Source organism: Catenibacterium sp. CAG:290 (assembly GCF_000437715.1).
In the GTDB taxonomy this organism is placed as follows: Bacteria; Bacillota_I; Bacilli_A; order Erysipelotrichales; family Coprobacillaceae; genus Catenibacterium; species Catenibacterium mitsuoka_A.
The window spans coordinates 1-25,535 of the sequence record NZ_FR898833.1; the positions used below are offsets into that span (position 1 = coordinate 1).

The following is a 25,535-nucleotide window of genomic DNA, read 5'->3' on the forward strand; positions in this document are numbered from 1 at the left end:
TTCTGTTTTTTAGAGAAGTCCACTTTGATAATCATAAAGCGTTTGAAAAATATTTATTAAAGTAAATTCCAGTTTTGTGAAGGACGTATAGAAATTATATGTTCTTTTTTTTATCGTAAAAAAGCAATAAATGGAGTAGTCATATAATGATAGAATAGAAGTATGAAGGAGGAGGTCTTATGTCTAAAACATCAATCAATTGTCATATTAAGAAATATGCTTATTTTTGTGAGTAAGGCAAGTAAGTATAATGATGAGGCACTTACATATGCGAAAAAACTTATTAAAGCAAACTACAATAAAGCAACAGATACTGAGATTGATACATTACTAGAAGAAGCAAAAGATAAATCAAGTAGTGGTAAAACAGCATATAATGGAAAAGGCATTTCAGTTGGTTATCTAGATAAGGATGACTATTATCAATATCAGGTATTAAGATTCTATAAATGATAGTTGATTATTATTTGAATTATGCTTACAATAAACCCAGACAGGAGTATTCCTTCGCCCATATTGGCGGGGGTGATACTCCTGTTTTTATAATGAGATAAATATTATAATATAGTTGTAAAAACAATTGTGGATAAGAAATGGTATAATACTTATATAGGAAAGTTCTTTTTCTGTATCTATATAAAAGATAAGAAGATGTAAAGGAGAAAGAACTTAATCAACAAGAAGGTAAATCTATTATGAAAAACGAATAGATTTTGTTTGAAATAGCAGATAAAGAAATTAAACTTAATGTGCCTGTTAATAATGATATCGTGTGGTTGAATTATTTGAGAGACATGTCAAGACGCTAGGTAAGCATATTAGGGATGCATTGAAAGAAGAATTGAATCGTTCAGGTGTCGTAAGTTTTGCGACAACTGCTTCTATTAATGATATAAGACAAATGCAAAAGGAGGTATATCTTATGTATGTATTGTTTTTATGTAACTTGTTGATTCCTGTTGTTGTGATTGTCACAGGAAGAATCATGTGGAAACATTATCCCAAAAATATAAATGGTTTAGTAGGATACAGAACAACGCGTTCAATGAAAAATATGGATACATGGAAATTTGCGAATGAGCACTGTGGAAGACTTTGGTATAAGATGGGGTTATTCATGTTTGCTTTTTCAGTTCTTGTTTCTGTATTACTATTACGTACTAATGACAATACATATAGTATGATTTCTCTTATCTTTGTCCTATTGCAATGTATTATTCTAATTGTATCCATTATTCCAACAGAACTTGCTTTAAAAAAGATGTTTTATGAAGATGGAACAAGAAAGTAATTGGTATATGTCCTCAATGTGCTCCAAAGGATTTGTATCAAAAGGGAATGTGGAAAGAAAAGGTTAGATTTATTGGAAATGGAAGTTGTGCCAGCGTTGATATTAGAATAGACTTTGACCAATATTATAATGCGACAGATGAGGAAAAAGTTATTATTATTAGAGATACTGTAATAAGAGCAGTAAAAAAAGTCAAAACCAAAGGCAAATTTGATTATGAAAGGTTTTGCCAAGATTTACAGAATGTCACAGAAAACTAATTATTGATATAGCTTCAAGTTTACAAGTTAAAGGATAAACCATGTATAAATATGCATATGAAACTATAAGTTGTAATCTAGAAGGCTGGGGAATAGGTGCAGGTAATGTATATTGTATTGATGAATATCGTTCTATTATTGATAAAAGAGCTTCACAAGGGTGGCGATATGTTGGATATATTCCTGTAAAACAGCGTGGAACCGGACATGTACAAGTAATGGATCTGATTTTTGAAAAAGAAGATTAAAAAAGAATATTAAGTTAAGAAACAAGGTGCAGAAAAAAATCTTTGATTATCATTCATCTGAAGTCATTTTCTTTATGAAAAATACATATAAAAAACACATAGAGTCCATAACAATTACATATCTAAATACTATACTAGTAAACATTGAGGTGATAGAAATGGATTGTTTATTTGTATTTTTAGAAAGTTTTTTTAATACAGTAGATGAAGATGAATAACTGTGAAATATTAGTCTTTTGGTGGGGAATATATGTTTGGTGAAAGTATTTTATGGTGGTTAAAGAATAATCGTTCAGCTCTTCATTCTATAAGAGCTCATGTACTTACAAAAGAAATGAATGGTCATAAGTACTATATTTGTTTTGGGTTAGAAGATGGACAGATGAAGAGATTTCCTGTAGATTATTATGCTTATATATCTCTAAAAGAAGGAGAAGAAGGTATATTAACGTATCAAGGAAATAGATTTATAAGATATGATAGAGGTGGAGAATAATGTTTTCTTCACTTTTTTTGCTTACGAAAATAAACTTAAGCGATAGTCTATTCGTGTAAGATAATTGCACGAATAAAAGATGAATGAAGAGAAGAAGGACTAAAATAGATTGAAGATGGTATGGTTGTTGACCCTGGCGGTGGAGAAACGATTGATTATCTTGTGGAGTATTTAAGTGAAGCTCAAAAAGATGTAAGTGAGTGATACTTTCATTTGTGAGAGAACAGGCTTGTATTCAGGTTGTCAATACATATATAGCAGATGGACACACTGGAACCATTGAAAATGGAGAGACAAGAGACGCTTTACTTTACTAAATTGAAGATATAGAGTATTATATAAGTAACAAATATAATAAAACATTAGAAAATACAAGTGAAGTCATAAAAATACTTACTAAAATCCGAAAATAATGGGGTATGATTTACATATTTAAATAAATTAAAGTCTAAAGAATACTTTTCGTGCAATAAAAAAACTTTTTATACATAACTATGAGACTTATAATATTATTTTTGGTAAATTAATAGTGGTGATATATATGAGAAAAAAGTGGTAAATGATTTAATTGGGACAAGTACGGAAATTTTACAAACATTTTGGCATAAGGATATGAGTTTATTAAGCCATTATCTAGACGATGATGTTTTTTATTGTGGTGCTGATCCAAGTCAATATTATTCTAGCAAGAATGAATTAGTGAATTATTTCTATTCAGTCATGAATGGATGCTCAGAAAGTGAATTGACACATATTGATTTACAATGTGTTTTTAATCAGCAGAACATATGTATTATTGTTGGACGCTTTTTTCTTATGACTGATATGAAATCATTAGAAATGGTTCATGAAAAACAAAGATGTACATTCGTCTGGTCTATTGAGAAGGAAAGAGAAGGACGTATTGTACATATTAATATACCAGATTACATAGGAAAACTAGAAGAAGGAGAAGTATTCCCTCATAAGATGGGTTCTACTACATATCAGTATTATAAGGATATGGTTAAAAAACTGATAGAACCAGATAAAACAATCTTAGTAAATGATAAGAGTAAACACACATGTTTAATTCCCTTAAAGGATATACATTATGTAATGGCATTTCAGCACAATACAGTTATATATACAAGTAAAGGTGAAATTACATGTACTGTCTCTTTTAATAAGATGGAAGAATTACTCGGTACACAATTTTTTAAGATTCATAGAAGCTATACGATTAATAGAGAATATATTCGTTTATTTGGTCCTGATTATGTAGAACTTACTACAGGTGAAAAGGTTCCAATGACTAAACGTAATCGTGCACAGCTTATTAGCTCTTTAATGGACTGTACAAATATCCAGTCAAGTATTGATGATGATGCAAAAAAATAGGTTCTCACGCGAGAACCTATTTTTGTTTGTCTTCATAGTATTCAATTGTTGGTAAATCCCATCGATAATGGGCTGCAAGTACTCTGATAAGTACAACTATAATAAACCCTAATATAACTGCAGTATTCGTTTCTCCATACTTTATGAATAAACATGTAATGATGGAACCAACGATGGAAGCAGATGCATAGATCTGTTTCACACATACCTGCGGTAATTCATTTGCGAGAACATCACGGATAATACCTCCACCTACACCTGTCATGACGCCAAGGAAGGCTGGAAGAAATATTCCTGTATGAACTGCCATACCTGCATTCACCCCATCCATTGTGAATGCAGCAAGACCTAAAGTATCAAAGATAAATAATAATTGAGTTGTCAGAGATTCAATACTCTTTCTAGTTGTTTTCTTATGAAAATATAATATTAAAATTGTCAAGTTGGCAGTCACTAATGCAATGATTACAAAGATTGGATTTCTAAACATAACAGGGGGAGTGACACCGATCAGTACATCTCTGACCATCCCTCCACCGACTGCTGTACATAGTGCAAGAATATTTATACCAAATAAATCCATCTTTTTCTTACTCGCAACCATAACACCAGAAATTGCGAAAGCAATCGTGCCAATAATATCCATGACTAAATTAAATGTTGCATTCATATCTACTCCAATAAAAAAGCAGCCCTAAGGCTGCTAATAGAATTAACCAAGTCTGTTATAGTATTCGACGATTAGCTGTTCGTTGATTTCCTGATTTAATTCAGATCTTTCAGGAAGTCTAGTGAACTTACCAGTTCTCTTTTCAGCATCTACTTCAACGAAGCCAGGAACATGAGTCTGAGCTTCTAAAGCTGTCTTGATAACATCTAACTGCTGAGATCTTTCCTTAACAGTAATAACGTCACCAGGATTTACTCTACATGAAGGGATATCAGTCTTGATACCGTTTAATAAAATATGACCATGGTTTACTAACTGTCTAGCTGCTCTACGAGTAGTTGCAAATCCCATTCTATAAACTACGTTGTCTAATCTTGATTCAAGTAAGAATAAGAAGTTTGCACCAGTTACACCTTCCATCTTAGAAGCGCGGTCGAAAGTGTTGTGGAACTGCTTTTCGTTAATACCATACATATGTCTTACTTTCTGCTTTTCTGCTAACTGAAGACCATATTCAGTGCTCTTGTGTCTCTTCTGACCATGCTGACCTGGAGCATAAGGTCTCTTGTTTAATTCTTTTCCGTTTTCCAATACTGAGAAACCAAGTCTTCTAGACTTTTTCCAGATTGGGCCTGTATAACGTGCCATTGACGTTACCTCCTTATTGTTTTATTTGCATAAAACAATAACAATTCATAACTCACCCTGCGTATGTTCCTATTAAGCATTTCTCTTGCGGTAAGATACTTTGCATCCCTAAGTCAAGAACGTAGCTGCACGACTGTTATGTACCGCTATTCATTTTATTGCGAGTTTGATTATACTGAATAAAGTAGTGAAAGTCAAATAAAAGTTGATGAAAACTACATAAATTTCTTCAATTCTGCTTCATATACAGATTGAGTATGAGAATCAAAGAGAACCCATTCTACCAAATCAAAATCATTAGTATGTTCTTTTAAGAATTGAGATACTGTCTCGAGTGCAATATGCGCCGCTTTTTCAACCGGAAAATGATAGACACCAGTAGAAATGGAAGAGAAGGCAATCTTTCTAATACCATGCTCCATTGCAAGCTTCATCGAATTATAATAACAATTAGCCAGTAATTCTTTTTCATTATGATTTCCACCATACCATATTGGTCCCACAGTATGAATTACATAATCACAAGGAAGATTATATGCTTTTGTGATTTTAGCTTCTCCTGTCTCACATCCATGAAGTGTTCTACATTCTTTAAGTAGTTCACCTCCAGCAGCCTTGTGGATTGCGCCATCTACGCCTCCACCACCTAAAAGAAGATTATTCGCTGCATTCACAATAGCCTCTACATCTGACACTTTTGTGATATCACCTAGAATTGTTTTAATCATATGTTACCTCTTTCTGCAAGCTTCTAGCATAAAAAATGGCCAGGGTAGCCTGCTTGATAATAAAATCAGAATCAGCTGGAATCCTACTCTCAGATAATACTTCACCTGATTCCTTTAAACCAGCACTTAAACTATAAGTTTTCTTATGGATATTCAGTTCAATATCAATTATACCACTACAAAAAAAGAATATCGGAATAATACCGATATTCTTATACATGATCTAACCAATGTACACGGAAATAATAAATAAGTAAACCAATCATACAGATCACCCATGTAACTGGCCATCCTGCAAATACAATACCAATGTTATGAGTTAAAGGTACTGCAATCGCAAGATAAATTTGTCTTAAAAAGACAAAAGTACCTACCATGAAATACATAGGAATATTAGATAAACCAACACCTCTTAATGCACCAGATATAATCTGTATGACAGGTAATGTAAGATAACCTGCTGCGAATATTCGGGCCATTAAATAACCATATTTAATCACTTCAGGATCACTAGAGAAGATACCTACCAATTGTTCTCCAAATATATAAATAATAAGCACTCCAATAGTTGTTACTCCAAAAGTCATTGCCATTGTCGTACGAAGACCTTTCTTAACACGATCTATGGCATGCGCACCAATATTCTGCCCAGTAAAAGTCGTAATAGCCATCGCAAAGCTTTGAATTGGCAACTGTAGGAATCCATCGATTTTAACATAAGAAGTATAGCCAGCCACTGCATTGGCGCCAAAAGTATTGATATAAGACTGAACGATTACATTACTAAAAGATACAATGGACTGCTGAAGAGCAGTAGGAATACCTATTTCAATAATCTTCTTTAAAATAGGCATATCAATAGAAATATCTTTAAACTCTACTTTATAGATTTCTTTAGAGAATACTAATTTGATCATAACAAGTAATGCACTGATTCCCTGGGCAATAAAAGTAGCCCATCCAGCCCCAGCAACACCCATATGAAAATATAATACAAAAACAAAGTCTAAGATAATATTAATAATAGATGCAACAATTAAATAGTATAAAGGAGTTTTAGAATCACCTACAGCACGTAATATACCAGATCCCATATTATAAATACATACAAAAGAAATACCACCAAAATAAATACGTAAATATAAAGAAGCGGGAGCCATGACTGAATCAGGAGAACCAATAAGAATTAAAATCTGTTTTGATAATCCGATACCTAGAATAGTGAATAATACGCATAAAATAAGAGTTAAGGCAATTGAAGTATGAATTGCTTTTTTCATCTTATTTAAGTGATTGCCACCAAAATATTGGGCAATGACTACTCCAGCACCTGTCGCAAGACCAGTAAAGAAACCCACAAGAGTATTAATGATTGGTGTAGACTGCCCAACTGCTGCAAGAGCACCTGAACTTACAAAGTTTCCTACAACATAGGAGTCTACAGTATTATAGAGCTGTTGAAATAAATTCCCTACTAACATTGGAATAGAAAACCAGAGGATGGCTTTCCATATCTTTCCATTAATTAAATCTGTACTTTCATTCATCTTTTACCCTCCCTAAACAATACAATCATATTCCTATTTTTAAGAAAGAGTAAAGATTTTCATAAAAAGAAATATACATATGTGTATTTTTTAATAGTGTTTCACGATTCCATAATGAAATGACTTGGAAAATATGATAAAATTATATCGATATGTAAGAGAGGGATGTTTTATGGATTATATGAAGAATTTTATAGAATATGTAGGAGTAAAAAACTTAATAATATTTGGGGCTATTCTTGTTGCTTTGATTATTTTTATGATTGTATATCATTCAATTAAATTAAAGATATATCGTCAGGAAATATTGGACTTACAAAACCAAATCAATGGAATTAAAACGCTACCATTACAATATAGATTAGGTCGTGTACAGTCTATTGCGAAAAATATGCCAGAAGTGGCTGAAGAATATGAACAATTCACAAAAGATTTTGAAAAGATTACTGAATTCCAGAAGAATGAATTAGGTGTTCTTGTGAATGAAGTGGATGAATCTTTATTTTATGGAAAAACCCATGGCATAAAGAAGAAGCTTGCGTTGATTCATGAAATGACACAGCGTTATGATCATGACGCTAAAGACCTTCTTACACGTATTGAGAAGGTGACAGAAATAGAAAACATCCAGCGTGTAGAAATCATTAGAGTAAAAGGAAAATACCGTGAAGTAGGCAATGAGTATGAAAAGATTCGTGTTAAAGTAGAAGAATTTGTACCACATGCTTTAGAAATGTTTAAAGAATTAGATGATGATTTTGTGAAGCTTGAAACATTGATGAATAATCAGATGTTTGCGGATGCAAAGAATTTTACTGAAGAAATTGAAAATCGTATTGATAGTCTTCAAGAAAACTTAAAGGATCTTCCTTCTTATGTATATGTTGTATCTGACTTATTACCAAGTAAGATTGATAAGGTGGATGAATTGATTACTTCTTTAGAAGGTGATGAATATGCACTTGAAGAAATGAATATTGCAGCACGTCGTCAGGAAGTAGATGAACAGATGGAAGAATCTATTGCTCATGTAAAGAATGTTGATATCAAGGGTGCAGCAGAAGTACTTGAACCATTAACTGGATTAATTGAAGAATTAGTGATTGATTTAGGTAAAGAACTTGATTCTTATAAGCAGTTCAAGGAAAAGTGGAGAGAAAGTTATAATGAACTTCAGAGATTGACAGATGTTTATCAAAATACAATGAAAGAATATCGTCGTTTGATTACTGAATTTGTGATTGATGAAGAAGAAGTTGTAATCAGCAAGAAGTATGAAGAATTTAAACAGATTCAAAAGGATGCCAATGATTTGATTGAACAGATGGAATCTGGACATTTCGCTTATGCAAATATGTTGGAACATGTAGAAAATCTATATGATCGAATGATGCAGCATGATACATATCTAGAAGAGTTTGAAAAGCAGAAAGAAGATATTGAAACTAAGAATCAGAAAACAGAAGAACTCTTAGAAAATATCAATATTGTCTTATTAGAAATTAAGTCAGAAATCAAGAATGAACATCTTCCTTTAGTAAATGATTCTTATCGTGATTATATTGCGGATTCTTATAATAAAGTAGAAGAAATTAAACGTTTTAAATCTCATAAACCAGTTGTATTGAATGAATTATGTGCCAAGGTAGAAGGGGCAAGAGATGTGATTTATAAGCTTTATGATAATGTACATAATATGATTGTAACTGCAGGTATGGTCGAGGATGCGATTGTTTATGCGAATCGTTATCGTTCAATGTTCTTAGAAGTGAATACAGAACTTACAAAGGCTGAAGTCTTATTTAGAAATGGTGAATATCGTAATGCATTACAAGTTGCAGTAGATATTCTAGAAAGACTTGAACCAGGAAAATATGAAGAGCTTATTAAAAGGAAAGAAATTAAGTCCGCTTAGGGTGGACTTTTTTCTTTTATCTCGTTATTATTTAAAGCGAGGTGATTAGATGATTTATCTAGACTATGTAGCTACGACACCTCTTGATGAGGAAATACGCTCTACATATACAAAACTTTTAACAACTTATTTTGCGAATTCTGATTCTGCATATGCACCAGGTTATGAAGTAAGCCGTTTAATTGAGCAATCAAGAGCTCATATTGCGAAACTACTTCATGTCTCTCCTGATGAACTGATCTTTACATCATGTGCATCAGAATCCAACAATACAGCAATTAAAGGAACAGCTTTCCAATATATGAATAGAGGAAAGCATATTATTACAACAGCTTTTGAACATTCAAGTGTTGCCAATACATTTAAACAATTAGAGGAAGTGTTTGGCTTTGATGTAGATTATGTGTCTATTGATTCAAAGGGACATCTTGATTTAAAAGAATTAGAATCTTTAATAAGAGAAGATACAATTCTTGTTTCTACAATGTATGTGAATAATGAAGTAGGAACAATTAATCCTATTCATAAAATTGCATCTATTGTACATAAAAAGAATCCTAAGACTAAATATCATGTAGATATGGTACAGGCTTTAGGTAAACTTCCTATTACATTAGATGATATAGATTTAGCTACTTTCTCAGCTCATAAGGTATTTGGCTTAAAGGGAAGTGGATTACTTTATAAGAAGCGTACTGCAAGCATTGTGCCTCTTATTAATGGTGGTCAGCAGGAAAATGGCTTAAGAGGTGGTACAAGTAATGCATGCGTGGATATTGTACTCGCAAAGACAATGCGTAAAGCTATTGAATCACAAAAGAATCATTATGATTATGTAAAGTCACTTAATGACTATCTACGTGTACAATTAAGTGCGATGGACAATGTAGTGATTAACTCACCAGAAGATGCAAGTCCATTTATTTTAAACATTTCATGTCCACACTATAAACCAGAAGTTATTGTGCATGATTTAGAAACAAAAGGAATCTATATTTCTACTAAGAGTGCATGTTCAAGTAAAAAAGTAGAAATCTCTCATACCCTTGCTGCTATGCATTTAAATCCTCTTATTAGTTCAAGTGCATTAAGACTTTCATTCTCACATCTCACTACAAAAGAGGAATTAGATGCATTCCTAGATGCTTTAAAAGATACATTAAATAGAATTAAGAAACAGAGGTAATTAGATGAAACCAGATCATATCCTTGTCCGTTTTGGAGAATTAACTACAAAAGGAAAGAACCGTAAACTATTCATTAGAAAACTATTAAAGAATACAAAAGAAATACTTCATGACTATTCTGCCTTAGAATATGAATTAACATATGACCGTCTTTATATTTATTTAAATGAAGAAAATGCGGAAGAAGTAACAGATAAGTTAAAGACAATCTTTGGTATTCACAACTTCTCATTATGTTATAAGGTGGAACATGACTTAGAAAAAGCAAAAGAAGTTGTTACTTATATTATTGATCATGATGAAGGAAATACATTTAAGATTGATACAAAAAGACATGACAAATCATATCCTAAGACATCTATTGAGATGAATAAAGAAATTGCAGGCTATGTATTCCATCATACAACTAAAGAATTATCTGTTGATGTACATAACCCAGATATCTTAGTGCGTGTAGAATATAGAAAAGATGCGATTTATATTATGGATAATATGATTCCAGGTGCAGGAGGCTATCCAGTAGGTATTGGTGGTAAAGCTTTATTAATGCTTTCTGGTGGTATTGATTCACCTGTGGCAGGTTATCTCACTATGAAGCGTGGTGTAGATATTGAATGTATTCATTATGCTTCTCCACCTTATACAAATGAAATGGCGAGAGAAAAGGTATTAGATCTAGTCAATGTCTTAAAAGACTATACACATGGCTCTATTAAAGTACATATCGTGCCATTTACTGATCTTCAGTTATCTGTATATGATCATTGTGATGAATCTTATGCTATGACAGTGATGCGCCGTATGATGTATAGAATTGCGGAAGGTGTTGCAAAGAAGAATGATTGTTTGGCTATTGTAAATGGTGAAAGTATCGGACAGGTCGCATCTCAGACACTTGAATCTATGAATACAATCAATCAGGTGATTACTACTCCAGTTATTCGTCCAGTTGCATGTATGGATAAATTAGAAATCATTAAGATTGCGGAAAAGATTGGTACATATGATATCTCTATTAGACCATTTGAAGACTGCTGTACAATCTTTACACCACATAACCCAGCTACTAAACCTAAGGCTTATAAAGCAGAAGGCTATGAAGCAGAATGGGACTTTGCATCAGAAGTACAGAAGTGTATTGATCATACAGAAACAATTATCATAAACTCTAAATATAAGAACAATGATGACTTGTTTTAAAAAAAGTAAAAAAAGTTCATAAAGTAGTTGACGAAGTGTTCTTAATCGTGTAATATATAACTCGTCGGTTGAGGACACACCTCTCTCCGTAGCTCAGTTGGTAGAGCATCTGACTCTTAATCAGAGGGTCCACGGTTCGAGCCCGTGCGGGGAGACCATTTAAAATTTAACAGGATAAACCTGATATTCTTGATAGAAATATCAAGAACTATCTCTCCGTAGCTCAGTTGGTAGAGCATCTGACTCTTAATCAGAGGGTCCACGGTTCGAGCCCGTGCGGGGAGACCATTTAAAAACATTGCAGAACTTCGGTTCTGCTTTTTTATTGTATATGATAGCATATTATTTAGGAATTTGCTATAATGGAGGTTAGATTAGGGAAAGGGGTATTATTTATGAGAGAGGATACAGAATTAAAACTAGCAATCATAGAATTGGATGGATGTATATTCCCCCTAAACAGACTCCGCTATAATTTCTATAAGAACTTATGTAAAAAGAAAAATATTACTGTCACTCCTGAAGAGTTCTATCATGCTTTAGGTAATATGTATTCAATGTATGACACTCTTCCACTTGCGACGATGATTAATAGTCAGAAGCTTAATGCAACTGTAGAAAAAGATTTATATAATTATTTGAACATGAAGGGTTTATCACCAAAAGATGGTGTTGTTGAGTTATTTGAATACTTTCGTCAGAATAATATTCCAATTGCAGTTGTTTCTACTCATAAAACTAAAACAGCTATTAATTATCTAGAACTTGGATCTTTATATCGTAAGGTTGATTATGTTATTGGATGTGATACAGATATTAAAGCACTTCCTTCAGAAGAACTGCTTGCTTATATTGATAAAAGATTCCAGGTAACACCTAAAGATACATTAGTCATTACTTCTATGAATAGTATTCTTCATTCAGCTAATAATATTGGAATGAATACTATTTATTTAAATGATTTGGTAGAAGCAGGAGATGATGAAATCAGCTGTTCTTATCAGGTAGCCAATACAATGTATGAAGCATTGAATGATATTCTTTTTGGTCGTTATGAAGATTATAAGATCTTTGAGCCACTTCTTGGTATGGATAAAGAGATGTCTGTTGCTAAATTAAAGGCTTTATTCGCAAACTTGCAGGAAGTCTATAAGGATGACCCTGACTTATTAAAAATCATTAAATCTACTTATATATCTAAACTCTCTGAACTCACTAAAGAACGTCCAAGACGTTTTACCTTCAGTGATGAGGATCTAGCTGAATTAGAGAAGGAAGAAGAACCTGTAGTAGAAGAAAAAAAAGAAGAACCTACCGCATTATCACTGAATGCGCAGGATACGGCTGCATTGAATGATGTCATCGCAAAGGTTATGGAAGCTGAAAACAATGCTCCAGAAGAAAAAGAGGAAGAAAAAGAAGAACCAGTGGTAGAAGAACCAAAAAAGAAGCCTGATCATCATATTATTAATACTTTTATTAATATTAGTTATGTCTTATTATTATCATTGATGATTCTCTTACTTGGTTTAGTAGTTCATATTGCGCTAGGTAATATGATGGATCAGCCTGTTGTGAAGGTATTGCATGCAATTAGTTTAGGCTATATTGATGTTGTTGAATCAATTTTTGAATTCATCTTTAATGGTCTTCATTCTATTACGAATGTTATTCCGGATTACTATACTTATATGAATGATAATACATTGATGACTCTTTCTGCTTTAAAGATGATTCATTGTTATATTATGAATGTAGTGATTGTTTCAATCGTAGAAGTTGTTAAATACTCTATACTAAGTAAAAAGAGCTCATAAGAGCTCTTTTACTATTTAAAATGTTTTCTGTTATAAGCATACATAACTGCAATGACAGTTTTACCATCAATAATACGTCCGTCAAAGATTGCTTTGTAAGCTTCATCGATAGGCATCTTAATGATATTTAAGAATTCATCTGCATCACACTGTAAAGAATCTTCTACTTCTTTAAAGTCTTCTGCTTCATAAATTCTAAGTATTTCACTTGAATAACCAGGCGTAGGAAGCATCTTTAAGATAGGACGCATATTTTTAGCACGTCTGTTTGTTTCTTCCTCAAATTCACGATAACAGGCCTTATCAGGATCTTCTCCTAATTCTAGCTTACCCGCAGGTATTTCTAATGTATCGCATCTATTTGGATAACGGAACTGCTTTACAAGAATAATTTCATCATCCTCTATCGCAAGAATACATACACCACCATGGTGATATACACATTCACGTACAGCAGTATTACCATCTTGTAATAATACATGTTCCTTAGTCACCTTCATGATGGCTCCATCATAAATTGTTGTTGAATCTATTTGTTTTTCCATGATTGTCACCTCGACTTTTATTATACCATAATCTAAGAGGTGTATGCTATAATGAGGGGGTAAAGGAGACGTTATGAAAAAATTAGTAATCGATCAATATGATGATCATCAAAGAATAGATAAATATTTAAAGAAAGTGTTAGTCCAGGCACCTTCTTCACTTATATATAAGATGTTAAGAAAAAAAGATGTTAAAGTAAATGGTAAAAGAGTAAAGGAAAACTATATTCTTCATTCAGGAGATGAGGTGGAACTATTCTTATATGAAGATAAATTCAAGGAATATACAAAGCCTTTAACAATTTATGAGTTACCTATTACTTTTAAAGTTGTTTATGAAGATGCACATATTCTTATTGTAGATAAACCTGCAGGATTGCTTGTTCATGAAGATATCAATGAATCAGTGAATACATTATCTAATCAGGTACTCACTTATTTATATCAGAAGGGTGAATATGATCCGGAAAAGAATATCAGTTTTACACCAGGTCCGGTGCATCGCTTAGATCGTAATACAAGTGGACTCGTAATCTTTGGTAAAGATATGCGTGCACTTCAGGATTTAAATACAATGATGAAAACAAGACAAGGCATTGAAAAGAAGTATCTCACTATTGCGATGGGACATATGAAGGATGCTACATTATCAGGATATGTCAAAAAGAATGAAGATGAAGGAAAGATGTATTTAGTAAAGAAAGATACACCGGGGGCTTTATCTATGAAAACAATAGTGCATGTCTTAAAAAGATGTTCTACATGTTCTTTAGTAGAAGTACAGCTTATTACTGGCCGTACACATCAGATTCGTATTCATTTAAGTGCGACAGGACATCCAGTAATGGGTGATAGTAAATATGGAGATTTTGAATGGAATAGGGAAGTAAAGAAGAAATTCCATCTTAATCATCAGTTCCTTCATGCTTATCAATTAACTTTTGTGGATCCGATAGGCTCTATGAGTTACTTAAAAGGTAAAACGGTTACTTCACAGTTACCAGAGCAGTTAGAAAAGATACAAAAAGAACTTTTTTCATAGCGTGAAAGTGTAATCTGTAATATAATATTTCAAGGAGGTATAGAGAACATGAAGTATTTTATTGGAATTGATTTAGGTGGTACAAACGTAAGAACTTTACTTGTTGATGAAAATGGTCAGTCATATAGTGAAGTGAAGGATGCTACTGAAAGAGAAAAAGGACCAGATGCTGTTACTGCAAAAATCTGTCGTCAGATTGAAGCAATCGATTATACAGTATGTGGTGGAATTGAAAATGTAGAAGGTATTGGTATTGGTGTACCTGGACCAGTTGATGTTGTAAAGGGTGTTATGATTATGGCAAGCAACCTTCCTGGTTTTGAAAATTATCCAATTGCGGAAAAGTTATCTACAAAATTCAATAAACCTGTATTCTTAGATAATGATGCAAATGTTGCTGGTCTTGCTGAAGCAGTATTAGGTGCTGGTAAGAATTATCCAACTTGTTATTACGTAACAGTTTCTACTGGTATTGGTGGCGCTTTTACAGTTAATAAACAGTTAATCTCTGGTGGTAGAGGACATGCTGGTGAAATCGGTAATATTATCGTTAAGAATAATGGTTATAAGCAGGGGGCTTTAAACCCAGGTGCTGCAGAAGGAGAATGTTCTGGTACTGCAATCACTAGAAAGGGTCAGGAAGCTCTTGGTAAAGATTTAGTACATCATGCAGGTGATGTATTTAGACTAGCTGCAGAAGGTAATGAAACAGCTCAGGGTATTGCAGATGAATGCATTAGTGAACTTGCTACATTATTTGCAAATATCGCACATACAGTTGATCCACATTGTTTTGTAGTAGGTGGCGGTGTTATGAAGTCTAAGAAGTATTTCCTAGATCAACTAACAAAAGAATTCAATCAGAAGATTCATGTCGGTATGAGAAATCATATTCCACTACTTGAAACAGAATTAGAAGACTGTGGTGCTATCGGTGCTGCAATGCTTCCAATGACAAGAATGAAGGCAGAATAATAGGAGGCTCTTTTAAGAGCCTTTTTTGTGTGGTAGAATACTAGACAAAGGGAGGTAGAACATGAAAAGAGTTGTACTTGGATTAAGTGGCGGTGTGGATAGTGCCGTTGCTGCTTATTTATTAAAGAAACAAGGTTACGAAGTAATCTGTGTATTTATGAGAAACTGGGATAGTTCATTAAATAATGATATTCTAGGTAACCCCACAAATGATGACGATGTATGTCCACAAGAAAAAGATTACCAGGATGCGCAGGCTGTTGCATCACATTTAGGACTTGAAATCCGTAGAGTGGATTTTATTAAAGAATACTGGGATCAGGTTTTTACATATTTCTTAGAAGAATATGCAAAAGGACGCACACCTAATCCAGATATCCTATGTAATAAACATATTAAATTCAAAGCTTTTTTAGATTATGCTAAGTCTATTGATGCTGATTATATTGCGACAGGACATTATGCTCGTGTTGTACATACTGAAGGAAAAGAATCAGTGATGCTTCGTGGTGTAGATAATAATAAGGATCAGACTTATTTCTTATGTCAATTGAATCAGAATCAGTTAAATAACTCACTGTTCCCAATTGGTGAACTCACTAAACCAGAAGTAAGAAAAATTGCAGAAGAACTTGATCTTCCTGTAGCACACAAAAAGGACTCTACAGGAATCTGTTTCATTGGTGAAAGAGATTTTAGAGAATTCTTAAAGAACTATATTCCGGCTAAATCAGGCAAGATGGTAGATATTGTCTCTAAGAAGGTTATTGGTGAACATCAGGGTATTATGTATTATACAATTGGGCAGAGAAAAGGTTTAGGTATTGGTGGTAATGGTGAACCTTGGTTTGTCGTAGGAAAAGACTATGACAAGAATATTCTTTATATTGCTCAGGGTGATAGTAATAAATGGTTATTATCTCATGGTGCATTGATTACTGATGTCAACTGGATTTCTGCAACAAAGCCTGAAGGTGAATATGACTGTATGGCTAAGTTTAGATATCGTCAGAAGGATAATGATGTTTCATTACACTTTATTGATGAAACAACACTTTATGTTACATTTAAGAAACCAATTAAGGCTGTCACTCCAGGTCAGGCTGCTGTCTTCTATGATGGAGATGTATGTCTAGGTGGAGGTACAATTGATAAAGTCTATAAAGACGGCAAGGAGATTGACTATTTATAATGGAAGAATACGAAGGCATTATTAGTAAAGTTATTTTCTATAATCCAGAAAATAAATATATAGTAGCAGCTTTTGAGACAGATGATGAAAAATTCACTATTATAGGAAATATGTCCTATGTAAATAATGATGATCGTTATCGTATTAAAGGAAGCTATGTCACACATCCCCGTTATGGTAAACAATTCAAAGTGTCTTCTTATGAAATAATTCTAGCGGATGATCGAAGTGAGATTATCCGCTATCTTTCTTCATCCCTCTTTAAGGGAGTAGGTAAGAAGACGGCTGAAAGAATTGTGGATGCATTAGGAGAGGAGGCCTTAACTCTTATTAAGGATAATCCTGATTGTTTAAATAATATTCCCAATGTTACAGAAACAATTAAGAAGAATATTGTAGATGTATTGACAAGTCAGGATTATGATCAGCAAGTTTTATCTTTCTTTATGGGAAATGGTATTTCTACACGTAATTTACCACTCATTCAAAACTTCTATAAAGAGAAGACACTTGATGTATTACAAAATGATCCATATCGCCTTATTGATGATATAGAAGGTATTGGTTTTAAGAGTGTTGATGAACTCGCAATGAAAACAGGTGTAGAACCATTAGATGATAAACGTATCCAGGCAGGTATACTTGCTTCTTTAATTGATTTATGTTTCCAAACAGGAAGTACTTATAGTGATTATGAATCCTTTTATCATCACTTTAGACGTATGTTGCCTGAATGTCCTGATGATTTATTTGTGAAGAATCTAGATAAAATTATAGCGAATAAGGTTATTCAGGAAGAAGACCGTTATTATCCAAGAGATTTATATGAAAGTGAGACAATGATTGCGGAAAAGTTTGAACGTTATCTTAAACAATCAACGCAGTCTATTGAAGATTCTGTCATTGATGAAAAGATTAAAAGAACAGAAGAATTACAGGGTATTACTTATGATGAAATACAGAAGAATGCGATTAAGAAGTTTTTAGAAGAATCAGCACTTATTTTAACAGGCGGTCCTGGTACTGGTAAAACAACGATTGTACAGGCTATATTAAAGGTTTATCGTTCATTATATCCTGATGAAAAGATAGGGCTCGTAGCTCCTACAGGGCGTGCAGCGAAACGATTATCAGAACTTACTAAACTCGAAGCATCTACTATTCATAGATTATTAAAATGGGATATTTCTACCAATACATTTTCCATGAATTGTGATCATCCACTAGATATTGATTTACTTGTCATTGATGAGTTCTCAATGGTTGATTCACTCTTATTTTCTAAATTATTAGATGCTTGTGGTCATGTACATAAAATATTACTTATTGGTGATGAACAGCAGCTTCCATCAGTGTCACCAGGTAATGTTTTAAAGGATATGTTATTGAGTGGTATTCCACATATCTGCTTACAGACAATCTATCGTCAAGAAGAAGGCAGTGGTATTGTCGCATTATCTCATGATATCAGAAATGATCATTATGATTCTCGTGTTTTCGAAAATTATCGAGATATTCATTTTACAGTATGTCCTAACAAGGATGTTGCACAATGTGTGCAGGCTATTGTAAAAAAAGCGGTAGAAGAGGGATATGATGCATCCGATGTACAGGTATTAGCACCTATGTATAGAGGTATAGCAGGTATAGATGCTTTAAATGAATCTTTACAGGCTATCTTTAACCCGCCAGCAAGTGATAAAGCTGAAATCAAAGTGGGTGGTAAGATCTTTAGGGAAGGAGATAAGCTTCTTCAATTAAAAAATCGTCCTGATGATGATGTTTATAATGGTGATGTAGGAATCTTAGTAGAAATTGAAAAGAAAGAAGATTCTGGATTACCTTATGATAGCTTGACAGTGGACTTTGATGGGCAGTTTGTAAACTACCGTACGACTGAATTCAATATGTTAAGACATGCTTATTGTATATCTGTTCATAAATCTCAGGGTAATGAATTTAAGATTGTTATTATGTCAGTACTTCCAGAGTACAGCATTATGATGAAGAAAAACTTATTATATACAGGTATCACAAGAGCTAAGCAGTCTTTATTTATCCTAGGAGATCATAGTGTCTTTATTCATGGCCTTCATAATAATCAGGATGAACAAAGACGTACAACATTACTCAAACGCTTTCAGGAGAGACATAAAACTTCTTCTTTTTCGATATCTGACTTCGAATAATCAAGTAAATAGTTCGTTAAAAACATTAAATTTAAGTTATTTTTGTAAAGTACTTTACATAAACTTAAGATTATTTTAACATTTAGTTAACGACATTTACGTAGAGACACGTTATAATGTAGTGGTAAAAGAAGGAAAACGAGATTATGAAAATAACGAATTGGCTTGACTTGTTAGGTGGGCTAGCACTCTTTTTATATGGAATGCAGGTTTTGAGTGATTCCTTAGAAGACGCTGCAGGTGACCGCTTAAAAACTATTTTAGAAAAACTAACAAATACAAAATTTAAAGGTGTTCTTGTCGGAATCGGTGTAACAGCTGCTGTACAGAGTTCTTCTGCAGTGACTGTTATGTTGATCGGTTTCATGAATGCCAGCTTGATGACATTAAACAGATGTATCTGGGTTGTAATGGGTTCTAATATCGGTACAACCATCACAGCACAGATGATTGCAATTAATGTAGGTGTTGTCGCACCGGTCTTTGCAGTTGTGGGTGTCTTCATGTGCTTATTCTTTAAGAGTCGTAATGTAAGAGGTATTGGTTCAGTTATGACTGGATTTGGTATTCTCTTCATGGGGCTTAATATGATGAGTGCGGCCGTTGTGCCACTTCAGAAGGAACCTGTCTTTATTAAATTAATGACAACTCTTTCTAATCCAATACTTGCCGTATTATTTGCAGCTGCCTTTACTGCTTTGATTCAGTCTTCTGGTGCAGCAGTAGGTATCCTTTCTGCACTTGCAACTAAGGGTTTAGTACCATTTAGTACAGCAGCATTCATGGTATGTGGACTAAATATCGGTACTTGTATTACTGCCGTTCTTGCATCAGTGACTGGATGTAGAAACTCTAAGCGTATTGCGACATTCCATGTCCTATTTAACTTAGTAGGTACAATCTTCTTCTTGATTATATGTTCTGCTACACCATTATTATCATGGATTGCTGAATTTTCTGGAACTCCAGCTCATCAGGTGGCAAACTTCCATACAGTATTCAATATTGTGACTACAGTAATCATGTTACCATTTGATGCAGTATTTATGAAACTAATCTACAAGTTATTACCAATCAAGGGTGAAATGCTTGCAGAAGGTTCTTTAATCGAAGAATAGAGATAAGGCTTGCGCCTTATCTTTTTTTTATGTATAATAGGTGCATAATCGTTGAGAAAGACAAGTACTTCATAGAGGTCTTAAGAGAGAGAACGGGTGGTGCAAGTTCTTGGGTGTATGAAGGAAGGCTCCTTTCGAGAGTGATGTAAACATCAACGTATGACTGCGTTAAAGTCATAAAGGGCATAGATATATTTATCTATGAATAAGGATGGTACCGCGATTTAAGTCGTTCCTTTTAAGGAATGGCTTTTTTTATTTTAGGAGGATATTATGAAAAAGTTAACAGGTAATCAGACTCGTGCATTATTCCTTGAATATTTCAAGAAACAGGGACATATGGTTGAACCAAGTGCTTCATTGATTCCCCATGATGACCCAACATTATTATGGATCAATGCCGGTGTTGCTGCATTAAAGAAATACTTTGATGGTTCAGAAAAACCAGCATGTAATCGTATCACAAATGCACAGAAATCTATTCGTACAAACGATATTGAAAACGTAGGGAAGACAGCACGTCACCATACATTCTTTGAAATGTTAGGTAACTTCTCTATTGGTGACTATTTTAAGACAGAAGCAATTCATTTTGCATGGGAATTCTTAACAGGTGAAGAATGGCTTGCTTTTGATAAAGATAAACTATATATCACTGTTTATACAGATGATGAAGATGCATACAATGTATGGACTAAAGAATGTGGTGTAGATCCATCACATATTTTAAAGACTGCAGATAACTTCTGGGAAATCGGTGCAGGACCTGGTGGACCAGATAGTGAAATCTTCTATGACCGTGGAGAAAAATATGACCCAGATCATATCGGTGAAAGACTATTCTTTGAAGAAATGGAAAATGACCGTTATGTAGAAATCTGGAATATCGTATTCTCTCAGTTTGATTGTGATCCTACAATTGATCGTAAAGATTATAAAGAATTACCACATAAGAATATAGATACTGGTATGGGTCTTGAAAGAATTACTTCAATCATCCAGGAAGGTGAAACAAACTTCGACACAGACTTATTCTTACCAATCATTCATGCAGCTGAAGAACTAGCTGATGTAAAGTATGCAGAAGATAAAATGGCTTATAGAGTTATTGCCGACCATATCCGTACTGTAACATTCGCATTAAGTGATGGTGCTATGTTTGACCGTGCAGGTCGTGGTTATGTATTAAGAAGAATCTTAAGAAGAGCTGTTCGTTATGGTAAAAACATCGGTATTGATAAGCCTTTCTTATATACTTTAGTGGATGTTGTAGTAGATAACATGAAAGAATTCTATGATTATCTTCCAGAAAAAGCAGAATTCGTTAAGGAAGCTGTTAAGAAAGAAGAAGTGGCATTCCATAAGACATTATCTCAGGGAGAAAAGAAGATCAAAGATGTTATTGCACACTCTGATAATAAGATGATTGATGGTTCTACTGCCTTTATGTTATATGATACATATGGTTTCCCATTAGAATTAACTATTGAAATTGCAGAAGAATCTGGATTTACTGTTGATAGTGAAGGATTCCAGGTAGAAATGAAAGCACAGCAGGATCGTGCTCGTGCAGCCCGTGGTGAAAGAGAATCAATGGCTTCTCAGAAGATTGATTTAATGGATTTCACTACTCCTTCTACTTTTGTTTATGACACAGCACCTTGTAAGACTACAGTTGTAGGTTTATTCAAAGATGGAGAAAAGGTGGATGAACTCACTGATGAAGGTGAAATCATCGTTGAAACAACTAATTTCTATGCTGAAATGGGTGGTCAGTGTGCAGATACAGGTTCTACTCATTCAGATCAGTTTGATGCAGAAGTCACTAATGTATTAAAGGCTCCTAATGGTCAGCATTTACATTATATTAAATTAAAGAGTGGCAGCGTACATGTAGGTGATACTGTAGAACTTACAGTGGATACAGCACGTCGTGCATTAATTGAAAATAACCATACTGCAACGCATTTATTAGATGCTGCATTAAAGAAAGTCTTAGGTGCACATGTTGGTCAGGCTGGTTCATACTTAGATGAAAACAGATTACGTTTTGACTTCACTCATCCATCAAAGATGACAAAAGAAGAATTAACAGCTGTAGAAGATATGGTCAATGAATATATCTTCAAGGGTGTTGATGTAGATGTTAAAGAAATGCCTAAGGAAGAAGCCATCAGTGCAGGAGCAACAGCTTTATTTGATGAAAAATATGGTGATGTTGTAAGAGTTGTACGTGTAGGTGACTTCTCAGTAGAATTATGTGGTGGTACACATGTTTCTAATACTGCAAAGATTGGTTTATTCAAGATTGAAATGGAAACTTCAGTTGGTTCTGGTGTAAGAAGAATTGAAGCAGTCACTAATGTAGCTGCTTATAAAGCATTAAGAAAATCTGAAGAAACTTTAGAAGAAGTAGGTACAGTACTTAAGGCAAATGATTTCAATAAGATTGTAGAAAAAGCTGAAAGCACAATGACTGCACTTAATACAATGAAAAAAGAAATCGAAACATTAACAAGTAAGTTAAATGCTTTAGAAGCAAAGAACCAGGCATCTCAGGTTGAAGAAGTTAATGGTGTGAAGTTCCTTTATACTCATGTAGAAAAAGATAATGCAGCCGCTAAACAGATGGCATTTGATTTTAGAGATCAGTTAGGTAGTGGTGTTGTCGTAGTAACTAGTACATTTGAAGGTAAGAATTCTTACTTTGTAGGTATTACTAAAGATCTTACAAATACATATAAAGCAGGTGTCTTAGTAAAGGCTATGAATGAAGTTCTTGATGGCCGTGGTGGAGGAAAACCTGATTTCGCTCAGGGTGGTGCACCAACACTAGATAAGATTGATGAAGCAGTTGCTGCAGTGAAATCTAAATTGTAAAAAAATTGAATTTTATCTTCGTTTATACTAAAATAAGTGATATAGGGAGGGTTCATTATGGCACAAGATTATACACAGACAAGAGTATTTAACTCAGAAGATCTCAAACGAGAAGTAATTAGAAACAACTTAATGACAGTTGCTGAGGCTTTAGAAGAAAGAGGATATAATGCAGTTCACCAGATTGCTGGTTATCTGATTTCTAATGATCCTGCTTATATTTCAAGTCATAAGAGTGCAAGATCTATTATTCAGCAAGCTGATCGTGATGAAATTATTGAAGAACTTGTAAAGTTCTATTTGGAGTCTAAATAGTGGAAAAGATATTAGGACTTGATTTAGGATCACGTACTTGCGGTGTTGCGATAAGTGATACATTAGGAATGCTTGCACATGGTGTAGAAACTTATCATTTCAGCGAAAACGCATATAAGAAATGTGCTTATCATATCAAGAATATCGTAGAAGAGAATAATATTCATACAATTGTCTTAGGATTACCTAAGCATATGAATGGTGATCTTGGTGAACGTGCACAGATTTCTATTGATTTTAAGGAACGTTTAGAGAAGATGATGGATGTTGAAGTTATTCTTGAAGATGAAAGATTAACAACTGTTATTGCGACAAATAATCTTATTTTTGGTGATGTTTCAAGAAAGAAACGTAAACAGGTTGTTGATAAGATGGCAGCAGTTGAAATTCTTCAGGGGTATCTTGATAAGATAAGGAGATAAGCAATGAACGATAATAAAATTGTGATTACCGATAATAACGGGGAAGAAAATGTGTTTGAAATTCTTTTCACTTATGAAGATGAAGAGAATGGAAATAAATATGTCATGTATTATAGTGAAGAAGATGATGAGCAGATCTTTGCATCTCGATATGATGATGATAATCATCTATATGATATTGAAGATCCAGCTGAATGGGAGCGTCTAGAAGAAGTTCTAGAAGACTTCAATATGCATGATGAAGAAGAAACAGATGATAAATGTGATGGCTGTGTATGCGAAGATGGGGACTGCGTCACAGATTGTTCTGAATGTGATAAGAACTAGGTAACAACCGTTACCTAGTTTTAGTAAGGAGATTATTATGGGACTTTTTAGTAAAACAAAAACAGTAGATATTTTCTTTGTAGGCAGCGAAGGAACAGATCTTGATCGTGGTATTTATGCATTCTATCTTAATGTAGATAATGGAGAAATCATCAAGAAATCATTCGTTAAGTCTCTAGCTAGCCCTCTCGCAATGAATAGACAAGGACGTTTCATGTATTTAACTTACCGTAATGGGACAGGACGTGCTCAGGATGGTGGTATCTGGCAGTATGCCTGCATGGAAACTCAGTTAGGACTTGCAGCAAGAATCGGTAATGAAGGACGTACATATATCCAGACTGTCTTAAATAAAGATCGTGATTATGCTTATGCGATTGATTATTATAATGGTGAAATAGTCACTATACCAATTAAGACTTCTAAAATCATTAGGGTATCAAAAACAGTAAAACTAGATGGTCATAGTATTGATCCAGTCAAACAAACTGAATCTCATCCTACATTTATGACATTCACTCCAGATAATACAAAACTTATTGTCACTGATTTAGGTGGTGATGAAGTCATCTTCTTTACTGAAGGTGAAAAGGGTGAACTTACTAAGGATGAAGAATTATCATTTAAGTTAAACCCTGGAAGTGGACCATTAAAACTTGTTTATTCTAGTAACCGTAAATTTGCCTATATCCTCAATCAAATCTCAAGCACTATTACATGTTATGCTGTAAAGCATAATAAGTTTACTTTAGTAGATGAAGTGATGACTTATTCTAAGGATGAATATGATGGTGTCAATACACCAATGGATATGGTTATTACTGAAAATGGACGTTTTATCTTTGTAATCAATAAAGGTGATGATACAATTGTTGCCTTTGAAAGAGATAAAGAAACTGGAAAGCTTACAAGAGCTGATTGTATGGAAACAGATGAAGGACCTAAGTCTCTACTCTTATTTAGAGATAAGTACTTACTTGTTGCATGTAAACAGGGTGGATCACTTGAAAGCTTTGAAATCAAAGAAGATGAAAAACGTGCTGTTTTATATGAAACACATCACCAGTTCACAATCCATGCCCCAGTATGTATGGAAAAAGGTACAGAAAACTTACGTGTAGTTAAATAAGGCATTTTCATGCC

General features: G+C 33.7%; 26 protein-coding genes, 2 tRNA genes and 1 other annotated feature. Of the genes, 22 read left to right on the plus strand and 6 right to left on the minus strand.

All coding sequences use genetic code 11. From position 1 onward, the window contains the following. Window positions 1-162 precede the first annotated feature (162 nt). From QVO42_RS06790 to QVO42_RS06815, 6 genes are all read left to right on the plus strand, one after another. Complete coding sequence (locus tag QVO42_RS06790) at window positions 163-453, plus strand: hypothetical protein (RefSeq protein ID WP_022425389.1); 291 nt, start codon at window positions 163-165, stop codon at window positions 451-453. 319 nt (window positions 454-772) lie between these two features. Then, a complete protein-coding gene (locus QVO42_RS06795; RefSeq protein WP_022425390.1) occupies window positions 773-1,291 on the plus strand; it encodes an SdpI family protein in 519 nt (172 codons plus the stop codon). 47 nt (window positions 1,292-1,338) lie between these two features. Continuing rightward, window positions 1,339-1,551, plus strand: a complete 213-nt coding sequence (locus QVO42_RS06800; protein ID WP_288164021.1) for an Imm44 family immunity protein — start codon at window positions 1,339-1,341, stop codon at window positions 1,549-1,551. 41 nt (window positions 1,552-1,592) lie between these two features. After that, a complete protein-coding gene (locus QVO42_RS06805; RefSeq protein WP_022425391.1) occupies window positions 1,593-1,799 on the plus strand; it encodes a DUF4177 domain-containing protein in 207 nt (68 codons plus the stop codon). Window positions 1,800-2,049: 250 nt separating this feature from the next. Then, window positions 2,050-2,295 (plus strand): DUF2500 family protein, encoded by a 246-nt coding sequence (locus tag QVO42_RS06810; RefSeq protein WP_022425392.1) that lies wholly within the window; start codon window positions 2,050-2,052, stop codon window positions 2,293-2,295. 552 nt (window positions 2,296-2,847) lie between these two features. After that, the gene (locus tag QVO42_RS06815; RefSeq protein WP_022425393.1) at window positions 2,848-3,675 is read left to right on the plus strand and encodes a LytR/AlgR family response regulator transcription factor; all 828 of its coding nucleotides are present in this window, start codon (window positions 2,848-2,850) and stop codon (window positions 3,673-3,675) included. Window positions 3,676-3,691: 16 nt separating this feature from the next. Here QVO42_RS06815 and QVO42_RS06820 read toward each other — a convergent pair whose 3' ends face one another. From QVO42_RS06820 to QVO42_RS06840, 5 genes are all read right to left on the minus strand, one after another. Then, window positions 3,692-4,345 (minus strand): trimeric intracellular cation channel family protein, encoded by a 654-nt coding sequence (locus tag QVO42_RS06820; RefSeq protein WP_022425394.1) that lies wholly within the window; start codon window positions 4,343-4,345, stop codon window positions 3,692-3,694. A 42-nt stretch (window positions 4,346-4,387) separates the two neighbouring features. Then, complete coding sequence (rpsD, locus tag QVO42_RS06825) at window positions 4,388-4,993, minus strand: 30S ribosomal protein S4 (protein ID WP_022425395.1); 606 nt, start codon at window positions 4,991-4,993, stop codon at window positions 4,388-4,390. Window positions 4,994-5,208: 215 nt separating this feature from the next. Beyond that, window positions 5,209-5,721 carry an O-acetyl-ADP-ribose deacetylase gene (locus tag QVO42_RS06830; RefSeq protein WP_022425396.1) on the minus strand — a complete coding sequence of 171 codons (513 nt, stop codon included), beginning with the start codon at window positions 5,719-5,721 and terminating at the stop codon, window positions 5,209-5,211. After that, the gene (locus QVO42_RS06835; protein WP_022425397.1) at window positions 5,714-5,941 is read right to left on the minus strand and encodes a hypothetical protein; all 228 of its coding nucleotides are present in this window, start codon (window positions 5,939-5,941) and stop codon (window positions 5,714-5,716) included. The genes QVO42_RS06830 and QVO42_RS06835 overlap by 8 nt, the downstream gene beginning before the upstream one ends. After that, a complete protein-coding gene (locus QVO42_RS06840) occupies window positions 5,934-7,268 on the minus strand; it encodes an MATE family efflux transporter (RefSeq protein WP_022425398.1) in 1,335 nt (444 codons plus the stop codon). Before QVO42_RS06840 ends, QVO42_RS06835 begins: the two co-directional genes overlap by 8 nt. Window positions 7,269-7,440: 172 nt before the next feature. Here QVO42_RS06840 and QVO42_RS06845 point away from each other — a divergent pair, with 172 nt between their 5' ends. The 6 genes from QVO42_RS06845 (at window position 7,441) to QVO42_RS06870 (ending at window position 13,387) form a co-directional block, all read left to right on the plus strand. Next, on the plus strand, window positions 7,441-9,183 hold the full coding sequence (locus QVO42_RS06845; RefSeq protein WP_022425399.1) for a septation ring formation regulator EzrA: 1,743 nt from the start codon (window positions 7,441-7,443) through the stop codon (window positions 9,181-9,183). Between the two features lie 49 nt (window positions 9,184-9,232). Further along, window positions 9,233-10,369: a cysteine desulfurase family protein gene (locus QVO42_RS06850; protein ID WP_022425400.1), complete on the plus strand. Its 1,137-nt coding sequence runs from the start codon at window positions 9,233-9,235 to the stop codon at window positions 10,367-10,369. Window positions 10,370-10,373: 4 nt separating this feature from the next. After that, on the plus strand, window positions 10,374-11,570 hold the full coding sequence (gene thiI / locus QVO42_RS06855; protein ID WP_022425401.1) for a tRNA uracil 4-sulfurtransferase ThiI: 1,197 nt from the start codon (window positions 10,374-10,376) through the stop codon (window positions 11,568-11,570). An 82-nt stretch (window positions 11,571-11,652) separates the two neighbouring features. Continuing rightward, a tRNA-Lys gene (locus QVO42_RS06860) sits at window positions 11,653-11,728 on the plus strand. A 54-nt stretch (window positions 11,729-11,782) separates the two neighbouring features. Beyond that, window positions 11,783-11,858, plus strand: a tRNA-Lys gene (locus QVO42_RS06865). A gap of 107 nt (window positions 11,859-11,965) precedes the next feature. Then, complete coding sequence (locus QVO42_RS06870; RefSeq protein WP_288164033.1) at window positions 11,966-13,387, plus strand: HAD hydrolase-like protein; 1,422 nt, start codon at window positions 11,966-11,968, stop codon at window positions 13,385-13,387. 11 nt (window positions 13,388-13,398) lie between these two features. Here QVO42_RS06870 and QVO42_RS06875 read toward each other — a convergent pair whose 3' ends face one another. Beyond that, on the minus strand, window positions 13,399-13,932 hold the full coding sequence (locus tag QVO42_RS06875; protein ID WP_022425403.1) for an NUDIX hydrolase: 534 nt from the start codon (window positions 13,930-13,932) through the stop codon (window positions 13,399-13,401). A 73-nt stretch (window positions 13,933-14,005) separates the two neighbouring features. On the opposite strand from QVO42_RS06875, the gene QVO42_RS06880 reads away from it, so the two are divergent. From QVO42_RS06880 to QVO42_RS06925, 10 genes are all read left to right on the plus strand, one after another. Then, complete coding sequence (locus tag QVO42_RS06880) at window positions 14,006-14,974, plus strand: RluA family pseudouridine synthase (RefSeq protein ID WP_022425404.1); 969 nt, start codon at window positions 14,006-14,008, stop codon at window positions 14,972-14,974. Window positions 14,975-15,022: 48 nt separating this feature from the next. Next, window positions 15,023-15,949 (plus strand): ROK family protein, encoded by a 927-nt coding sequence (locus QVO42_RS06885; protein WP_022425405.1) that lies wholly within the window; start codon window positions 15,023-15,025, stop codon window positions 15,947-15,949. A gap of 61 nt (window positions 15,950-16,010) precedes the next feature. Continuing rightward, window positions 16,011-17,141 carry a tRNA 2-thiouridine(34) synthase MnmA gene (mnmA, locus tag QVO42_RS06890; protein WP_022425406.1) on the plus strand — a complete coding sequence of 377 codons (1,131 nt, stop codon included), beginning with the start codon at window positions 16,011-16,013 and terminating at the stop codon, window positions 17,139-17,141. Further along, window positions 17,141-19,330: an SF1B family DNA helicase RecD2 gene (recD2, locus tag QVO42_RS06895; protein WP_022425407.1), complete on the plus strand. Its 2,190-nt coding sequence runs from the start codon at window positions 17,141-17,143 to the stop codon at window positions 19,328-19,330. Before mnmA ends, recD2 begins: the two co-directional genes overlap by 1 nt. A 146-nt stretch (window positions 19,331-19,476) precedes the next feature. Then, window positions 19,477-20,448, plus strand: a complete 972-nt coding sequence (locus tag QVO42_RS06900) for a Na/Pi cotransporter family protein (protein ID WP_022425408.1) — start codon at window positions 19,477-19,479, stop codon at window positions 20,446-20,448. A gap of 42 nt (window positions 20,449-20,490) precedes the next feature. Next, window positions 20,491-20,688, plus strand: a binding site (T-box leader). A 33-nt stretch (window positions 20,689-20,721) separates the two neighbouring features. After that, window positions 20,722-23,328: an alanine--tRNA ligase gene (gene alaS, locus QVO42_RS06905; RefSeq protein ID WP_022425409.1), complete on the plus strand. Its 2,607-nt coding sequence runs from the start codon at window positions 20,722-20,724 to the stop codon at window positions 23,326-23,328. 57 nt (window positions 23,329-23,385) lie between these two features. Then, complete coding sequence (locus QVO42_RS06910; RefSeq protein WP_006506263.1) at window positions 23,386-23,643, plus strand: IreB family regulatory phosphoprotein; 258 nt, start codon at window positions 23,386-23,388, stop codon at window positions 23,641-23,643. Next, window positions 23,643-24,065, plus strand: coding sequence for a Holliday junction resolvase RuvX (gene ruvX / locus QVO42_RS06915; RefSeq protein ID WP_006506262.1), 423 nt, complete (start codon window positions 23,643-23,645; stop codon window positions 24,063-24,065). The genes QVO42_RS06910 and ruvX overlap by 1 nt, the downstream gene beginning before the upstream one ends. A gap of 3 nt (window positions 24,066-24,068) precedes the next feature. Then, on the plus strand, window positions 24,069-24,392 hold the full coding sequence (locus QVO42_RS06920) for a DUF1292 domain-containing protein (protein ID WP_022425410.1): 324 nt from the start codon (window positions 24,069-24,071) through the stop codon (window positions 24,390-24,392). Between the two features lie 37 nt (window positions 24,393-24,429). After that, window positions 24,430-25,521 carry a lactonase family protein gene (locus tag QVO42_RS06925; RefSeq protein ID WP_022425411.1) on the plus strand — a complete coding sequence of 364 codons (1,092 nt, stop codon included), beginning with the start codon at window positions 24,430-24,432 and terminating at the stop codon, window positions 25,519-25,521. The last annotated feature ends 14 nt before the right edge of the window (window positions 25,522-25,535 follow it).

Excerpts from the sequence above, each read along its gene's own strand:
- QVO42_RS06790 (WP_022425389.1), top strand. The coding sequence starts at position 163 with ATGAAGGAGGAGGTCTTATGTCTAAAACATCAATCAATTGTCATATTA.
- QVO42_RS06800 (WP_288164021.1), top strand. The coding sequence starts at position 1,339 with ATGTGGAAAGAAAAGGTTAGATTTATTGGAAATGGAAGTTGTGCCAGC.
- QVO42_RS06805 (WP_022425391.1), top strand. The coding sequence starts at position 1,593 with ATGTATAAATATGCATATGAAACTATAAGTTGTAATCTAGAAGGCTGG.
- QVO42_RS06810 (WP_022425392.1), top strand. The coding sequence starts at position 2,050 with ATGTTTGGTGAAAGTATTTTATGGTGGTTAAAGAATAATCGTTCAGCT.
- QVO42_RS06820 (WP_022425394.1), bottom strand. The coding sequence starts at position 4,345 with ATGAATGCAACATTTAATTTAGTCATGGATATTATTGGCACGATTGCT.
- rpsD (WP_022425395.1), bottom strand. The coding sequence starts at position 4,993 with ATGGCACGTTATACAGGCCCAATCTGGAAAAAGTCTAGAAGACTTGGT.
- QVO42_RS06830 (WP_022425396.1), bottom strand. The coding sequence starts at position 5,721 with ATGATTAAAACAATTCTAGGTGATATCACAAAAGTGTCAGATGTAGAG.
- QVO42_RS06835 (WP_022425397.1), bottom strand. The coding sequence starts at position 5,941 with ATGTATAAGAATATCGGTATTATTCCGATATTCTTTTTTTGTAGTGGT.
- QVO42_RS06840 (WP_022425398.1), bottom strand. The coding sequence starts at position 7,268 with ATGAATGAAAGTACAGATTTAATTAATGGAAAGATATGGAAAGCCATC.
- QVO42_RS06845 (WP_022425399.1), top strand. The coding sequence starts at position 7,441 with ATGGATTATATGAAGAATTTTATAGAATATGTAGGAGTAAAAAACTTA.
- QVO42_RS06850 (WP_022425400.1), top strand. The coding sequence starts at position 9,233 with ATGATTTATCTAGACTATGTAGCTACGACACCTCTTGATGAGGAAATA.
- thiI (WP_022425401.1), top strand. The coding sequence starts at position 10,374 with ATGAAACCAGATCATATCCTTGTCCGTTTTGGAGAATTAACTACAAAA.
- QVO42_RS06870 (WP_288164033.1), top strand. The coding sequence starts at position 11,966 with ATGAGAGAGGATACAGAATTAAAACTAGCAATCATAGAATTGGATGGA.
- QVO42_RS06875 (WP_022425403.1), bottom strand. The coding sequence starts at position 13,932 with ATGGAAAAACAAATAGATTCAACAACAATTTATGATGGAGCCATCATG.
- QVO42_RS06880 (WP_022425404.1), top strand. The coding sequence starts at position 14,006 with ATGAAAAAATTAGTAATCGATCAATATGATGATCATCAAAGAATAGAT.
- QVO42_RS06885 (WP_022425405.1), top strand. The coding sequence starts at position 15,023 with ATGAAGTATTTTATTGGAATTGATTTAGGTGGTACAAACGTAAGAACT.
- mnmA (WP_022425406.1), top strand. The coding sequence starts at position 16,011 with ATGAAAAGAGTTGTACTTGGATTAAGTGGCGGTGTGGATAGTGCCGTT.
- recD2 (WP_022425407.1), top strand. The coding sequence starts at position 17,141 with ATGGAAGAATACGAAGGCATTATTAGTAAAGTTATTTTCTATAATCCA.
- QVO42_RS06900 (WP_022425408.1), top strand. The coding sequence starts at position 19,477 with ATGAAAATAACGAATTGGCTTGACTTGTTAGGTGGGCTAGCACTCTTT.
- alaS (WP_022425409.1), top strand. The coding sequence starts at position 20,722 with ATGAAAAAGTTAACAGGTAATCAGACTCGTGCATTATTCCTTGAATAT.
- QVO42_RS06910 (WP_006506263.1), top strand. The coding sequence starts at position 23,386 with ATGGCACAAGATTATACACAGACAAGAGTATTTAACTCAGAAGATCTC.
- QVO42_RS06920 (WP_022425410.1), top strand. The coding sequence starts at position 24,069 with ATGAACGATAATAAAATTGTGATTACCGATAATAACGGGGAAGAAAAT.
- QVO42_RS06925 (WP_022425411.1), top strand. The coding sequence starts at position 24,430 with ATGGGACTTTTTAGTAAAACAAAAACAGTAGATATTTTCTTTGTAGGC.